At 49.2% G+C, this 15,039-nt stretch carries 14 protein-coding genes; 1 reads left to right on the top strand and 13 read right to left on the bottom strand.

Annotated elements, in window-relative coordinates; genetic code table 11:
• The 8 genes from H8S80_RS13770 to H8S80_RS13735 all read right to left on the bottom strand — a co-directional run.
• Nucleotides 1-197 (bottom strand): transposase (locus H8S80_RS13770; RefSeq protein ID WP_187049053.1); only part of this gene is annotated, 197 nt, incomplete at its 3' end.
• A gap of 326 nt (nucleotides 198-523) precedes the next feature.
• On the bottom strand, nucleotides 524-1,012 hold the full coding sequence (locus H8S80_RS13765; protein ID WP_117621032.1) for a MarR family transcriptional regulator: 489 nt from the start codon (nucleotides 1,010-1,012) through the stop codon (nucleotides 524-526).
• 199 nt (nucleotides 1,013-1,211) lie between these two features.
• Nucleotides 1,212-3,353: an RNA degradosome polyphosphate kinase gene (locus tag H8S80_RS13760; RefSeq protein ID WP_117621033.1), complete on the bottom strand. Its 2,142-nt coding sequence runs from the start codon at nucleotides 3,351-3,353 to the stop codon at nucleotides 1,212-1,214.
• A complete protein-coding gene (locus H8S80_RS13755; protein WP_002601670.1) occupies nucleotides 3,353-4,921 on the bottom strand; it encodes a Ppx/GppA phosphatase family protein in 1,569 nt (522 codons plus the stop codon). The genes H8S80_RS13760 and H8S80_RS13755 overlap by 1 nt, the downstream gene beginning before the upstream one ends.
• Before the next feature lie 70 nt (nucleotides 4,922-4,991).
• Nucleotides 4,992-6,299 carry an ATP-binding protein gene (locus H8S80_RS13750; RefSeq protein ID WP_117631304.1) on the bottom strand — a complete coding sequence of 436 codons (1,308 nt, stop codon included), beginning with the start codon at nucleotides 6,297-6,299 and terminating at the stop codon, nucleotides 4,992-4,994.
• Between the two features lie 64 nt (nucleotides 6,300-6,363).
• A complete protein-coding gene (gene pheA, locus H8S80_RS13745; protein ID WP_002601672.1) occupies nucleotides 6,364-7,500 on the bottom strand; it encodes a prephenate dehydratase in 1,137 nt (378 codons plus the stop codon).
• Nucleotides 7,497-8,246 (bottom strand): lysophospholipid acyltransferase family protein, encoded by a 750-nt coding sequence (locus H8S80_RS13740; RefSeq protein WP_002601673.1) that lies wholly within the window; start codon nucleotides 8,244-8,246, stop codon nucleotides 7,497-7,499. Before H8S80_RS13740 ends, pheA begins: the two co-directional genes overlap by 4 nt.
• Nucleotides 8,247-8,301: 55 nt before the next feature.
• A complete protein-coding gene (locus H8S80_RS13735; RefSeq protein ID WP_025531115.1) occupies nucleotides 8,302-8,805 on the bottom strand; it encodes a putative ABC transporter permease in 504 nt (167 codons plus the stop codon).
• A gap of 366 nt (nucleotides 8,806-9,171) precedes the next feature.
• Here H8S80_RS13735 and H8S80_RS13730 point away from each other — a divergent pair, with 366 nt between their 5' ends.
• The gene (locus H8S80_RS13730) at nucleotides 9,172-9,789 is read left to right on the top strand and encodes a PBECR4 domain-containing protein (RefSeq protein ID WP_025531114.1); all 618 of its coding nucleotides are present in this window, start codon (nucleotides 9,172-9,174) and stop codon (nucleotides 9,787-9,789) included.
• A 47-nt stretch (nucleotides 9,790-9,836) separates the two neighbouring features.
• On the opposite strand, the gene cls is transcribed toward H8S80_RS13730, so the two are convergent.
• From cls to H8S80_RS13705, 5 genes are all read right to left on the bottom strand, one after another.
• Nucleotides 9,837-11,333, bottom strand: a complete 1,497-nt coding sequence (gene cls, locus H8S80_RS13725) for a cardiolipin synthase (protein ID WP_117631302.1) — start codon at nucleotides 11,331-11,333, stop codon at nucleotides 9,837-9,839.
• A gap of 35 nt (nucleotides 11,334-11,368) precedes the next feature.
• Nucleotides 11,369-13,087: a GspE/PulE family protein gene (locus tag H8S80_RS13720; protein ID WP_117631300.1), complete on the bottom strand. Its 1,719-nt coding sequence runs from the start codon at nucleotides 13,085-13,087 to the stop codon at nucleotides 11,369-11,371.
• 61 nt (nucleotides 13,088-13,148) lie between these two features.
• Nucleotides 13,149-13,736 carry a PulJ/GspJ family protein gene (locus H8S80_RS13715; RefSeq protein WP_002601678.1) on the bottom strand — a complete coding sequence of 196 codons (588 nt, stop codon included), beginning with the start codon at nucleotides 13,734-13,736 and terminating at the stop codon, nucleotides 13,149-13,151.
• 8 nt (nucleotides 13,737-13,744) lie between these two features.
• Nucleotides 13,745-14,164, bottom strand: a complete 420-nt coding sequence (locus tag H8S80_RS13710) for a prepilin-type N-terminal cleavage/methylation domain-containing protein (RefSeq protein ID WP_243010350.1) — start codon at nucleotides 14,162-14,164, stop codon at nucleotides 13,745-13,747.
• A gap of 42 nt (nucleotides 14,165-14,206) precedes the next feature.
• On the bottom strand, nucleotides 14,207-15,025 hold the full coding sequence (locus H8S80_RS13705) for a hypothetical protein (protein WP_118090459.1): 819 nt from the start codon (nucleotides 15,023-15,025) through the stop codon (nucleotides 14,207-14,209).
• Between the last annotated feature and the right edge of the window lie 14 nt (nucleotides 15,026-15,039).

Here is a 15,039-nt window from a genome sequence, read left to right as displayed (position 1 = left end):
ACCTCCATCGCCAGGATCTGAAAAGAATACTGGTCCGCCAGTTCTGTCAGCATCTCCTTACATTGAATATCGATTCCATCTGTTAATACCTTCTTCCGATATTTGGTACACCAGATAAGGTGGTACTGTAAAGAATATACATATCCACGACCATATGTTAATTTTGTTTTCTCTGATATTTCATATACTTTTTCCATAAATCAATTGTACCATATGTGCATAAATTGTACAATAAAATTTTCGAATGTATGTTCTGTTTTTGTATAGAAAAATGTCTGACTATTTCAAGTACTATTTAAGATGATTTACTATGTTACAGTCAGGAAACTGACAATGGATTTTTTTAAAGCCGTGCTGACAGACACATATATTTACATGCTGCAAAAGCGAATCCGGAACAAACCCTGCCGGTTAACTCACGATTTAAATCACGAAAATGCACCGGCAAAATTTTCAAACGCCAGAACATATGATATCCGCTGTCACCCTGGATACAGTTTTTCTTAGTTTTTATTAACGCCCTCTATAACCGGTCATACCCGACGCTGTCGGCATCCACCCCAAGCTTTTTAATCTCATGATCCAGGTGGCGCTTATATGCTTCCACGAACCGGAGCATCCCATCGAGTTGTTCCTCAGTCACCTGATCGAACACCACTTTATCCCGATCCTCGAACTCCTGATGCAGTTCCTCATGAATCTCAAAGACCTGTTCGCCCTGTTTTGTAAGTCTAAAGTAGATTTCCTTCCGGTTCTCCGGTTTCTGGTAGCTCTCAACGACTCCCTTTTCCATAAGTTTCTTTGTAATTTTGCTGATTGCACTTCTGGTCATATAGAAAGCCTCAGCAAGCTTTGTCACATTAGAGTCCGTATTTTTCCCAATATATTCGATGCAGTGCACTTCCGAAGGCTTATACCCCTTCAGCAGTCTTTTCATCTTATACTCATCCAGAAAAATCCTCTTATTAAACAAATCCCAGAACCCGCCAAAAACCTGTTCTTCCTTACTCATGCCCCAGCCTCCCATTTTCCACGTGCTGCTTTATATAAAATACTTTATCAAATCTTCTATATCCCACTGCCCCTATCCTTTACTTCCCACCGCCTCCGCATTTTTTCCAGCGCAGCCGGTGCCAGCGGACCTTTCACAGCCTGGCCGCCTTCTCTTTTCCCCAACTGCCTGCGCAAAGTCCGCGTCCCCCCGTCCAGCCCTAATTCTGACTAATTACCGGCACAAACACCCGGTTACTCACCGGGTCCATTTTCCCCAGCTCTGCTTCCACGTTTTTTACCGCTTCCTCGCAGAACTGATCCTGGCTGCACACCAGCACCTTGCCGCGTTTATCCGGCTTCTCATACGTTCCATCCGGTTTCAGTATATGAGCCTTCACATTGTCCTCCAGCTGAACCTTTAAGACATGCATAACCTGTTCCTTTAAGGATTCCTCCTCCACAGGGAACATGATCTCCACACGCTTATCCAGGTTTCTCGGCATCCAGTCGGCGCTGCCCATATAGATCTCCGGACTTCCGTCATTTTCAAAATAGAAGACACGGGCGTGTTCCAGGAAATTACCGACAATGGAGTGTACCTCGATGTTCTCGCTCAAATTAGGAATGCCGGCCTTTAAGCAGCAGATTCCGCGGATCACCATCTCAATTTTTACGCCAGCACAGGAGGCCTCGTATAGCGCGGCCGCAATCTCCTTGTCGCAGAGAGAGTTCATCTTTGCCATAATATGTGCCGGTTTCTTCTTTAAGGCGTTCTGCGTTTCACGGCGAATCATCTTTAAGAACCGGTTTCTCAGCCAGATAGGCGCTACCACCAGTTTATTCCAGTGCAGCGGCTCGGAGTAACCGGACAGCATGTTAAAGACCGCCGTGGCGTCCTCGCCGATCTGCGGGTTGCACGTCATGAGCCCAAGGTCCGTATAGAGCTTTGCTGTGGAATCGTTGTAGTTGCCGGTTCCCAGATGCACATAGCGGCGGATTCCGTCTTCCTCCCGGCGCACCACCAGGGTGATCTTGCTGTGGGTCTTTAAACCCACCAGTCCGTATATAACGTGACAGCCCGCTTTCTCCAGCTTCTTTGCCCAGTTAATATTATTCTCCTCATCGAAACGGGCCTTTAGCTCCACCAGAACGGAGACCTGTTTCCCGTTGTCGGCCGCTTCAGCGAGGGCCGCGATAATCGGGGAATTGCCGCTGACGCGGTAGAGGGTCTGCTTGATGGCGAGCACATCCGGATCCTTAGCCGCGCTCTTTACGAAGTTTACCACCGGACCGAAGGTCTCGTATGGATGGTGCAGCAGAATGTCGCCCTTTCGGATATTCGTAAATATGTCATCCTCGTTCATCAGAGCCGGAACCCGCTGCGGAACGTACTTCGGAGCCTTTAAATGCTCGAAGCCCTCAAGTCCGTACATCTTCATCAGGAACGTCAGATCGAGCGGCCCTCCGATCTCATAGATGTCGCCCGAGCTGATGGAAAGCTCTCTCTTTAATATCTTCAGCAGGCTCTTGTCCATCTTCTCGTCGATTTCCAGACGGATGGCCTCGCCCCACTGGCGCTTCTTTAACTGCTTCTGGATCTCCTCCAGTAAATCAACCGCCTCTTCCTCGTCGATGGTCAAATCCGCGTTCCTCATGATACGGAAGGGACTGTAGGCGACCACATTATAGTTTAAGAACATGGAACCGATGTTGCGTTCGATGATCTCCTCCAGAAGGATCACGGAACGGCCGGATTTCCTGTCGGCTGGGATCTCCACGATTCTCGGCAGTACGCTGGGTACCTGAACCATGGCGAACTCTAAGTCCTCTTCTCCGCTCTTCTTCTGAAGAAGCGCCGCGATGTTTAACGTCTTGTTCCGGATTAACGGAAACGGGCGGGACGAGTCCACAGCCATCGGGGTCAGAACGGGATATACATTTTCCCGGAAATACTCATCTACGTAGGCGCCCTGTTCCGCGTTTAAGTCCGCATGGGTCGTGACCACACACAGGCCATTCTGCTTTAACGCAGGGAGTATTGAGCGGTTGTAGGTGGAATACTGCATGGCTACCATCTCGTGCGTCTTTACGCCGATCTTTTCCAGCTGCTCTGAGGGCTTTAAACCGGCGATATCCGGCTTCGTATATTTTGCGTGGACCATGTCCTTTAAGGAGGCGACACGGACCATGAAAAATTCGTCCAGGTTTGACGAGGTAATGCTTAAGAATTTCAGCCGTTCAAACAGAGGCAGGTTCTTATCCCTGGCCTCACTCAGCACGCGGTAGTTAAATTCCAGCCAGCTCAGTTCACGGTTTACATAATTATCAGGATTGTAGAATCTTTCATCAATATCTGCCATCAGGACAACCTCCTCTTCTGTTTTAATACAGGCCGGATTCCGAAAATTTCCTCGAAGAAATCCGCTTTCTGGGCAAATGCCACCGCCTCCAGGGTAATATCCCCTCCATAGGTCGTGGTCACCAGCAGCTGGCCTTCCTTAACACTCAGACGGCAATCGTGAAGCTTCTGCTTATGGCTCCGGTCCATGGCATTGGCCAGCCGCAGAATCGCCGTCAGCTTGGCGATCAGTATGGTCACGTCGTTATGGGTCAGCTCACCCTTTGTATCACGAAACAGGTCTTCATTAAATGTGACCTCATTGTAATCGAAATCAATGCTGTTATAGCGCACCACATTGGCGATGATCTCACGCTCCATATGGGATAAACCGATGATCTCCGTCGACATGATGATATTATACCCCGACTCTCCCGTGTACTTCATACCTATGAATTTGCCGCAGGAGTGGATGATGGCGGAGATCTGCAGCAGGAGACGCTCTCTCTTTCCCATGCCGTGGTACCGCTTCATGCTGTCAAATATATCGAGAACGTGTTTCTCCATATCCGCCGTGTGGGAAGCGTGACATTTGTAGCGCTTCGCCATGTTACGGGACGCCGCAAGGATATCCTCGGTGAAATCGTGGGTGAATTTTACCGCCCTGGTCTCCTCCGCATATTCCGCGGCAATGCCGTCGCAGAGACGGATTCCGGGTATCCAGAACATCTCGGCCCCGGTCAGCTCTAAGACTCTCCGGTAAATAATGGCCGCCGGCATTAAGAGGGCCGCGTACTCGCTGTTCACCCCGAAACGCTCTTCGATCTGGTAGAGAGGCATATCCACCAGCTTCTCATAGAATGCCTTGAAATCTTCTGCGGTCACCCGGTCCACAGGTTTCCCCGTTCCGCTTCCTCTGGATAAATAGAGGATACATTCCCCAATGCCGATTAAATTCTTGATCTCTCGGTCCTTTAAATACATCTTTTTAAAAGTCACAAGCTCATTATCCACCAGTTCCTCGATGAGAGTATTCTCCATCCGGATGTCAGCCTGGATATTGGACATCATCTCCCGTATCCTTAAGACGCCCAGGAGAAGGTTCTGGGTGGAGATCAGTGCATCCTTATCGAACAGGGATATCTGCATGCTGCCGAAGCCCACGTCCACAATGGCTGTACCTTTCTGAATTGTCTTGTTAAATTCCGCGTCCTTGGAGGCAATGGCCTTATAGCTGATAAACCGCTGTTCCGAGTTGCTGATGATCTGTACTTCAATCCCTGTCCGAACCCGGATCTGATCCAGTACGATCTGGTTGTTGCGGGCCTCGCGCATGGCGCTGGTGGCATAGGCGCGGTACTCTGAAATCTTGTAGGCCTCCATAATCTCCGCAAACTGCTGTAAGACGCCGCACATCTCCTCCACCAGTTCATAGCTGATCTTTCCATTATTATAGGTATCTTTTCCAAGGGCGATGACGTGGCGCACATGGTCTACCCGGCGGATTCCGTATTTGGGCGAAACCTCATAGATACCGAGTTCCAGTTCAAATGAACCCACGTCGATGGCTGCGAATAGTTTAATTGCCATACTTGTCCTCCTTACCGCCCAGTACGGGCAACATCCTTTCCATTATACTCTCCTTTTGTCAGGACATGTGTCAAATTTGCGTAAAATCTTCCCGGGTGCCCATCAGGTGTGTGATGAACTGGCTGGCCGTCCTTCCGGACAGTCCTCCGTGGCTTAGCTCCCACTTGTTGGCCTCCGCGTAGAGCTCCTCCAAAGGCATATTTACATGATACCGCTCCGCCAGCTCCCTTACAATGTTCTGGAACTGCTTCTTATCCGGAGAGCCAAAGTATATGGTCACGCCGAATCTGGCTACCAGTGACAGCTTCTCCTGTACGGTGTCGTTATTATGTAATTCATCATCCAGCTCCCTCTTATCACTGAACTTCTCACGGATCAGATGGCGCCGGTTGGAGGTCGCATAAATCAGCACATTCCCCGGCTTCTTTCCGAGACCGCCTTCGATGATGGCCTTTAAATACTTGTATTCCAGCTCGGAATCCTCAAAGGACAAATCATCCATGTAGATGATGAACTTGTAGTTCCTGTCCTTCACCTGCTCCTGTACCTCGGACAGGCTCTTGAACTGGTGCTTGTATACCTCGATGATGCGCAGCCCCTGCTCGTAGTACTCATTTAAAATAGCCTTGATGCTGGAGGATTTCCCCGTTCCGCTGTCGCCGAACAGAAGCACATTGTTGGCCGCTCTTCCCTGGATAAATGCCTCCGTATTCTCGATCAGCTTCTTCTTCTGAAGCTCGTAGCCGATGATATCGTCCAGATAAATGTGCTCCACATTGGTGATGGGATTAATATGGACCTCGTGATCGATCTCCTCGATTCGAAACGCCTTGTTAAGCCCGAACTTGCCGACGCCGAACCGGCGGTAAAACTCCGTCACGGCTTTTCCGAAGGCGGCTACATCCTCAGACCGCTCCAGCTCCACCGCCAGCGCCACGATCTGGTCCCGGATTCTCTTGTTGAACACGCGGCTGTTGCCATTGGCCGCGTGGTAGTCTGAAAGTGCGGACCAGACACCGCCGCCCGTCGGACCATCCCCGCCGTCCAGTGTTTGGATATCGTAATCAAACAGCTCCTTGATCACGTTGAAATCATGGGCAGCCAGTTCATTCAGAGAGCCTTCGATATGGCCCACAATTTCACATGAAGTACTGTATACATTTTCGTTGTTTGCAAGGCAGAATGCTAAAAAACAATGCCAGAGATTCCCCTCAAAGCCGTAAGTCACCGCCATGTCGATCAATTGGCTGGCACAGGCATAGGAATCCGGCATTGTTCTCGGCTTGTCGTCCGGCCCGACGGCCAGAAGTGTGGAAACGTGATCAAACAGTTCCCGGTGCTGCAGATTTCGGTAGATAATGAGTTCCTGCGATTTCATAAGTTCCTCCCTATTTTTTCGAAATGGCCAGGCAGCCTACAGCCGCCTGACCGTTCTTCGTCCCTTAATAATTGCCTAAAATTCTCATGTTAGACGCTTCTTCTTCAATTCCCTTTAACGCATTCTGAATCTGCGCATCGCCCAGGTTTCCCTCGATATCGACGAAGAACCGGTATTCCCAGTTCCTTCCGGCAATGGGCCTGGATTCGATCATGCGCATGTTCACATGATTATAGATAAAATTGCTCAGCATATTGTACAGGGAACCGCTCGTGTGGGGAAGCTCGAAGCTGATGCTCACCTTCGACGCATCCTCCCGGTATATGGGATCCCTGGACAGGATGATGAACCGGGTCGTATTATTTTTGTTATGATTGATGGATGGCTCCAGCACCTTTAAACCGTACAGCCTTCCGGCTGTCTCGCTGGCCACCGCCGCCTGATTCTTCTTCCCGTCATTCAAGACCTTCTTTGCAGACGCCGCGGTGTTCTCCACACTGTACTGCGCCCAGTCCCGATGGGAGTTTAAGTATCGGGAGGACTGCATCAGCGCCTGGGGATGGGAAAATACGGTGGTAATATCCGAAAGCTCCGCCTCCGGAAGTCCCAAAAGCGCATGGCTGACCGGGATGAAATTCTCCGCCACAATGTAATTATGGTATTTGATCAGCAGGTCGTAATTATCGCTGACCGCCCCCGCCGAGGAATTCTCGATGGGCAGGACCGCGTAATCGGCCCGGCCGGCCTCGACCTCCTTCATGGCATCTTCCCAGAACTGCACGTGATAGGCGTCCACATCACTGCCAAAATACTGCAGTGTGGCTTCATGGCTGTATGCACCTTCCACTCCCTGGTACACCACGCGGATTCCCTTCAGAGGAAGCTCCTTCACGGCCTTGAAATCCATCCTGGCTGTCAGTCCGTGTTCCGCCATCAGCTTATACTGATACCGGCGGCTGATCGTCATCATCTGGCTGAACAGTTCCTCCACGGCCTGCTTCTGGAAGCTGTCGTCTGTCATGGCCTTCACGGAGTCCAGCTTCTGTCTCTCCCGCTCTCCGTCGTAGACCGGTTTGCCGTTTTCAATCTTATATTCCGCCACGTCGCCGCATAGGCGCATGCGTTCCTCGAACAGGGTCACAATCTCCCTGTCGACCTGATCCAGTTGTTTTCTGATTTCCTGTAAATCGAATGTACTCATAAATTCTGTCCTTCTGCCAGCTGAAGCCTAAGCATGGCCTTTATCTGTTCTTCCGTGTAAGCCCCCGGGAACTTCTTCACTTCCGGAGGAAGTTCCTTTGTGTGGAACGGCTCTCCAAAGGTGATGGTCACATGGGACGGTTTGATCTTCGGAAAATGCTGTTCAAAGACTTCTGCGGTCCCTGTCAGGGCCACTGGCACCACATAGCAGCCGCTCTTTTCCGCAATCTTTAAGCTTCCCTCTTTGAACGTCAGCATATCCAGCGGGTCGTCGTTCTTATTTCTCGTTCCCTCCGGGAAAATCCATACGGAGACGCCGCGTTTCACCTGTTCAATTCCTGCAAGGATGGTCTTTAAACCTTCCTTTAAATTCACGCGGTCGAGAAAGAGGCAGTTGACCAGCTTCATCCAGGATGAAAGAAGCGGAATCTTCTCCATCTCCTTCTTGGCCACAAAACCGGTCAGGGACGGAACCGTCACATATCCCACCAGGATATCGAAATAGCTGCGGTGGTTCCCCACGTAAAGTACCGCCTGGTCAGTCGGGACATTCTCTCTTCCCTTTACCGTGATCTTCACTCCCGCCATCCAGAGGATCAGCCGGAATACACACTGGATCACGGCCAGACTCTGCACATCGCGCAGGCGGCGGTTTTTCTTACCAATCAGAAATTCCACCAGCATCAGCGGAATACTTAAAATTAAAAACAGAATGACAGTTGCTGCTACAAATATAAAACGTATCATTGGTCTTCCCCTCCATTTTTACTATTATATAAAATGAAGAGTGTAATTACAAGACTTACCCGCCTTTCTTTTTCGTAATTTGCTCAAATAAAAGCCCTGTGGCGAACCACAGCGGAGCAAAATCGAGCCGTATGAGGCCGTCGATATTCGTACTCCGTCCCGTATAGTCCCAGGGACACATTCCCCGTGACCGAAGCCACGCTCCTGAGGCGTATTCGGCCACAAAAATCAGGACCATGTAAAGCATACCGTGGCGGACCGCCAGATCCGACTTTTTTACGCTCAGTGATTTCCCCGGATTGAGCCAGTCGTCGATCCATTTGCCGATCGGTCCCAGAAGCGCTCCGCATCCGTAGATAGGGAACATCAAAAGGGACGTCCTCCCCATCAGCCTCCAGTCGTGCCTCATGATCGATTCCGCTGACGTAAAAAGGACCTCCAGGCACCAGCCTGTAATTCCGCATTTGCAAAAATTGACCGGGAGCTGTTTTAGCTGCAGCGCCGTGCTGCTGATTGTAAATTTTTTGAATGTTGTTGTGTTTAGTGTTGTCGTCTTCATAAGTACCAGTATGTACCCAAAGCGGTAATTTTATGAACAAAAAATGAGGTATAAAAAATATGGAAGCTTTTCAAATAAAGTATTCTTGTTTATCCGCTCTGCATATGATACAATGTAATTGCCAAAGAATGCAAATTCTTTCCATATATTTTAGTATGGACACCTGTATAAGGAGCGTACAGCGGTGTTTCTGGCATCGATAAAAACTTTACAGTGACATCAGTAAATGAAGGAAGCCTGGCTGTCCTGAATGCCGGATAGGTGAAAGGCCTATATGTTGGTAAAGCAACGCAACAAACCAGAATTATTCCTGACAAAGAGTTATGGAACATTCCATGACTCTTTGCTTATCTACGAAAGAAAAGCATGATATCAGAGCAAATCTTAGCTATATTACAAAGGCATATCCAAACATACGACGAAAAATGCAGCAACGATTATTTGATTGTTTTCACAACTGGGAAAAGGCATAATCCCGATTTTTGTGAAATAACATTCAACTTTTATAATTACTGGCATCTATTGGGCTGCGAAACAGCCTCTGAAGATGCCTTTTTAACGTACAAAAATTGTAAAAATTATCAGGATGTGTCAAAGGATATTAACCTTTTGTATGGATTATCCACATTTTACAGAAAAGAACGTACATTTGAACAGGTTTTTGACTTTGTTAAAAAAGCAAAATCAGTAAGACTTGGCTATACAACAATCGGACCCGAACAATATCAACTTACAATGGCAATTGGAAATAGCATCGGGATTATCGGATATGATTTTCCAAAAAGTAATGCCAGAAGATTTATGATTCCGAAAACCTGCCAGGAAAAATCACTTAGGATGGTAACAAATGAAAGCAAGAAAATTTTGTTCATACTCAGTAAAGAATCCGGCCATAAAATCTATGACCGGATTGAATATGAGATAACGAAAGATCTGTCGAAAGAATTCATGAACGGGTTACCAGAAATAATAATAAAATTATAGCAGATCGCCTACGGCACCATTTCACCATTGTGACGAAAGCTTTCGTTTTAAAGAAGCGGCGACAACAGTCTGCTGCACTGCTCCTTCACCCGGATCCACAAGTCTCTCGACGCATAGCCCTCTCTGGTTATCTCTTTGCAAAGCTTTAAATCCTCAATAAAGATATTTTCCAGTTCTTTCGTGGTCTCCTCATCGTAAATGACGGCATTGACCTCAAAATTCAGCTCAAAGCTTCTGATGTCCATGTTTGCCGTGCCATAGGAGCAGACGCGCCCGTCTGTCATCACGCCCTTGGCATGGAGGAAGCCGTTCTCATACGTATAGCACCTGGCTCCCGCTGACAGAAGATCACCCACATAGGAGTAGGTCGCCCAGTATACAAACGGATGGTCCGGCTTGCACGGGATCATCAGGCGGACATCCACTCCGGACCTGGCGGCAATAGAAAGCGCGGATAAGACGGCATCATCCGGAACAAAATACGGCGTCTGGATATAGATATGGTCGCGCGCCTTTGCGAACAACCGGATATAATTGTCCCGGATCTGCCTGCTGACAGCGTCCGGACCGCTGGCAATGATCTGAATCCCCAGCGGATGAATACCTGGATCCACCTGATCCAGCCGGAATAAATCGGCGCCGGTCTCAAAATACCTCATATCCTTAAACAGGTTTTCTCCTGCCGCGTAATTCCAGTCCAGCGCGAAACGAATCTGAAGACTCAGCACAGAACCGCCCGTCAGCTTTAAGTGCGTATCCCTCCAATAGCCGAACTTGGGGTCTCTGGAAATATACTCGCGCCCGATGTTAAATCCGCCCACGTAGCCAACCTTGTTGTCAATAACCACGATTTTCCGGTGGTTGCGGTAATTCATTCGAAGCTGGAGCCGTCCCAGGATGGGCGGAAAGAAAATCCCTACCTTCACACCGCACTGCTTCAGTTCCTCCCATTTCTTCTTCGGCATGAAACGGCCGCCCATACCGTCACAGAGAATACGGACCTCCACTCCGGCTCTGGCCCGTTCGGCCAGGATCGGGCTGATGGAATCGAACAGCTCGTCGTCCTTGATAATATAGTACTGAAGGTGGATAAAACGGTCGGCTTTTCTCAGTTCATTGCGCAGATCCGTATATTTTGCCTCGCCATCCGTAAAAATGCGGACAGTATTGTCGATGGTCAAAACCGCTCCTGAGGTCTCTAAATTGTACAGCACCAGGTCCTCATAGTCACGGGACAGATGAGACTCCAGGCTGGTATCGTGCGTCTTTAAAAACTCCTCCTGGCCGCGCACGGTAAAATAGACGCGGTCCTCCACTTCCTTGACGCGGAACATCTTGCTTTTCCCCATGTCCTGCCCCAGAAGGAGGTAAAACACGAAGCCAAAAATCGGTATGAAATACAGGACCATCAGCCAGGTCCAGACAGATTTCGGATCACGTCTTTGGAAAAATACTATTATGATTGAAAAAATCAGATTGATGTAAATTAAATGCTCCATGATCCACGACCAGACGGCTGTGACCGCCATCCATGCTGTCTCCATATGAAGTCCTCCTTTTTCCCCTTCCTTATTCTTCCTCAGTCTTCCCCGAAATAATCCATATCAATCGTATAGACCAGACGTTCCATCTCCTCAAATGTCGTAATTCCAGCCAGAACCATTTTCACCGCCTCTTCTTTCAGAGTCGTCATCCCATGGCTGCGAATTGCGTACGCTTTCAACTCGTCTTCTTTTCTGCCCTCTGAGATCATGCGCTTCATCTCCGCATCCACGCTTAAAATCTCATGGATGGCAATGCGGCCCTTGTATCCTGTCTCATTGCAGAGATAACAGCCCTTTCCCCGGCGCAGACGTACGTGTTCACCAGGAGCCGCAGGCTTTCCGTACAGAATCTTCAGTTCTTCGGGACGCGCCTCATACTCTTCCTGACAGTAGGGACAAACCTTTCTCATAAGTCTCTGGGATACGATTCCGGCTATGGAGGCCGCGGCCAGATACGCGGGAATTCCCATATCCATCAGCCTCGTAACTGATGATGCGGCATCATTGGTATGAAGTGTGGAAAATACCAGATGACCTGTGATAGCGGCGCGTGCTGAAATCTCAGCAGTCTCCGGGTCTCTTGTCTCTCCGATCATGATGATATCGGGATCCTGACGAAGAATGGAGCGCAGTCCTGTCTGGAAGTTCAGCCCCGCTCTGTCATTGACCTGTATCTGATTAATCTTCGGCAGATTGCGTTCCACCGGATCCTCTATTGTAACAATATTCACAAGGCGGCTGCTTAAATACTGAAGAACCGAATATAATGTCGTTGTCTTACCGCTTCCGGTCGGTCCGGTAAAGTAAATGATCCCGTGCGGGATACGCAGAAGCTGTTTCATCTTCCGGTAGTTATCACCGGACATGCCAAATGCGGCGCTGCGGTCAATCGGCGTATTTGTCGTCAGGAACCGAAGCACACCCTTTTCGCCGTAAAGGGTAGGTACGAAGGATACTCTCACGTTCATCTCCCTGCCATCCAGTGTGACTTTGAAGTGACCGTCCTGCGATTTCCTTTTCTCGGCAATATCCATCTTCGCCAGAATCTTGGTGCGCGCCACAATGCCCTGATGAATGGCAGGAGAAAGCGTCATGTATGGAATCAGCATTCCGTCGCGCCTCATGCGGACAACCGTCTCATTTTCGTAGGGCTCGATATGAATATCACTGGCATTTGTATTGTAGCCCTTCAAAAGCAGGCTGTTTAACAGACGGACGATCGGCGCCTGATCCTCATCGGAGCTTACCATCAGGTTTTCCGCAAAGGTTCTGGAAAATACGGCGTGTTCGCTGGCCAGTCTCGCCGCCGCTCTGGCGTCAATCCCTGAGTAATTCAGCTCGATCGCGTGGCGGATCTGCGTCCGTTCCGCCAGAATCAGCAGGATTCTCATATTGGTCACCAGACGGATGTCCTCCAGCGCATATAAATCCAGAGGATCCGCTGTCGCCACGGTTAAACAGCTTCCTTCCATGGAAACTGCCATAATATTATATTTTATGGCCAGCTGTTTCGGAATTTTCTCCACTGCACGCTCATCGATATGAAAGAACTCCAGATCAATGACTTCGAGTCCCATACTGCGTCCCAGCACTTCCATAAGCTCCCGGTCCGTTATATACCCAAGTTCCGTCAGGACTTCGGCCAGACGCCGGTCATTTGTCTCCGCTTTCAATTGCTTCAGACCTTCATTCAGTTGTTCCTTCGTGATGGCGCCCTGTTCTACCAGCACTTCTCCAATGTGTATTCCCTTCATTTCTCCAACCTCAAACTTCCAACCTCGAACTGTATTTTCAATCAATTCCCATGACGCAGACTCATTGCCTGCTGGAATATCCCGGATCTGTGTAGTAAATATAGAGGGTATTTCCGGCTGTGCCGGCTCCGCCTTCCAGATCACGGCGGATTATATCTTTGCCGTTCAGCTCTAAATTAACTAATTTTACCACAGAGTCTGCGGAATATAAAGCCGTATTCGTTCGATTCTTCCACGTAATCCGGTACTTTAAAACTGGTGCATTTCCTTCTGACGATACAGGCAGAATCTCGCAGAAGACCTTTCTCTTCCGGTAAAATTCCTCTTCGCATATCGCTTCTCCGTCGCAGTAGATCCGGCCATTCCTTGAAAACAGTATTTCATGGCCGTATTCATCACCGGTCAATTCTTCTCTGCTGATCACCAGACTCTCCGCACAGGAAATCCTGTCCTCCAGATAATCGACAACCACCTGAGTCGTTCTCCTTAAGTCGTCGGCGGAGGCGCTCGTTTCAAACATGTTTCCCGTGTAGGTATACATCCGGATCAGGAAGCTCATGAGAATAAATGCGATTGCCAGGGACGCGATCAATTCCGTCAGCGTCATTCCCCGGTCACCGCGCAGACGGCCATTCCATTTTCCACTCACGCTGCACCTCACTCCCTGAATTTCGGCACCGGCCCTACCACCTTCAGGGTGACAGGCGAGGTCTCTCCCTTACCGGTCCATGACACCCCATATTCCATGATCACTGCATCCATGGAAATTGTATGATTGTTTATTTTGAATCTGAGTTTTGTCTCTTTCGTTCTGATCGGTTCCTTTTCCAGTTCCACGCATTCCAGTGCAGCCATATACTGTTTTCTCATCACGGTTCCCCTGCCCAGGGAAGAATGTGCCATTCCCAGGCACTTCAAGAATATCGTGACCGCAATCAATAGAATGGTCCATGCCGCCAGAGACTCGATCAGAGTAAAACCAGCGTTTGATTTGCAGGGGTTTTCTGTATTATTGTGTCTTGCCATGTTACTGTGTTTTTCCATATTACTGCGCCTTGCCGTTTTACCACATTTCACGATTTGCCTCCCATTCGCGGTTATTCCACTTATGCCATCCCGTTAATTTATAAGCTGTGGTTCTCCCCGTTCATACCCGAGGACGATCCATGGCTCTTCCTCCGATTCCGGATCGTTCTGGAGATAAACTGTCATGATCTCGGTGCTGCTGCCTTTCTTCGCAGTAGCGGTCAACATAAGACAGTTCTCTTCCGGCATGTAGTATCCGGTCATCGTACAGCTTCCCATGGTGGCATCTAATTGGAACTTGATGGCGGAGATGGGAATCATGTTGATGATGTCTGAATCGTTGCCGCTGTCTTTTAGAGGCGGCTGGGGAGAAGTGGTGCCTGTTTCTGTGTTGATTTTGGAATCTGATTTATTGGCCGAATCCGTGTTGGATTGCGCGTTTAGTTCTGCTTTTGGTTCTGTGCCAAATGCTCCATTTGATTCGTTTCCAGGCTCTGCTCTGAATTCTCCATCTGGTTCATCTTCCAGTTCCGCGCCTGACTTCTCATCCGGTTCGTCTCCCAGCGCTGCATCTAACTCCTCATCCGGTTCGTCTCCCAGCTCCGCATCTAACTCCTCATCCGGTTCGTCTCCCAGCTCCACATCTGCCCCGCCACCCATAAATCCCGAAATTTCATCTAAAATGGCATCCCGCAGCTCTCCGGAACCGTTGCCTGTAAAGTCTGCAGCCGCAGTCTGTACGATGGAACGTGCCGTTAAATACGCCTGCCTGTCATTGTACTCCCTAAGACTCTGCCGATAATACGCCGAAGTGGCAAACAGAATCCCGGTCACCAGAATCATCAGTATCATGACCATAACTACGACCCAGCCGAGTACGTACCCTTCTTCCCCGTTTTTGCGCCCTGCCATTTAACCACCTCATT

The sequence above is a fragment of the Hungatella sp. L36 genome (genome assembly GCF_014288035.1).
Note: the sequence above shows the minus strand (reverse complement) of the source record. Positions and strands in the feature narration are given on the sequence as shown.

Bases quoted from the DNA above. Each gene is read 5' to 3' on its own strand.
- H8S80_RS13750 (WP_117631304.1), bottom strand. From the start codon at position 6,299: ATGAAATCGCAGGAACTCATTATCTACCGAAATCTGCAGCACCGGGAA.
- H8S80_RS13765 (WP_117621032.1), bottom strand. From the start codon at position 1,012: ATGAGTAAGGAAGAACAGGTTTTTGGCGGGTTCTGGGATTTGTTTAAT.
- H8S80_RS13735 (WP_025531115.1), bottom strand. From the start codon at position 8,805: ATGAAGACGACAACACTAAACACAACAACATTCAAAAAATTTACAATC.
- H8S80_RS13755 (WP_002601670.1), bottom strand. From the start codon at position 4,921: ATGGCAATTAAACTATTCGCAGCCATCGACGTGGGTTCATTTGAACTG.
- H8S80_RS13730 (WP_025531114.1), top strand. From the start codon at position 9,172: ATGATATCAGAGCAAATCTTAGCTATATTACAAAGGCATATCCAAACA.
- cls (WP_117631302.1), bottom strand. From the start codon at position 11,333: ATGGAGACAGCATGGATGGCGGTCACAGCCGTCTGGTCGTGGATCATG.
- H8S80_RS13720 (WP_117631300.1), bottom strand. From the start codon at position 13,087: ATGAAGGGAATACACATTGGAGAAGTGCTGGTAGAACAGGGCGCCATC.
- H8S80_RS13760 (WP_117621033.1), bottom strand. From the start codon at position 3,353: ATGGCAGATATTGATGAAAGATTCTACAATCCTGATAATTATGTAAAC.
- pheA (WP_002601672.1), bottom strand. From the start codon at position 7,500: ATGAGTACATTCGATTTACAGGAAATCAGAAAACAACTGGATCAGGTC.
- H8S80_RS13740 (WP_002601673.1), bottom strand. From the start codon at position 8,246: ATGATACGTTTTATATTTGTAGCAGCAACTGTCATTCTGTTTTTAATT.
- H8S80_RS13705 (WP_118090459.1), bottom strand. From the start codon at position 15,025: ATGGCAGGGCGCAAAAACGGGGAAGAAGGGTACGTACTCGGCTGGGTC.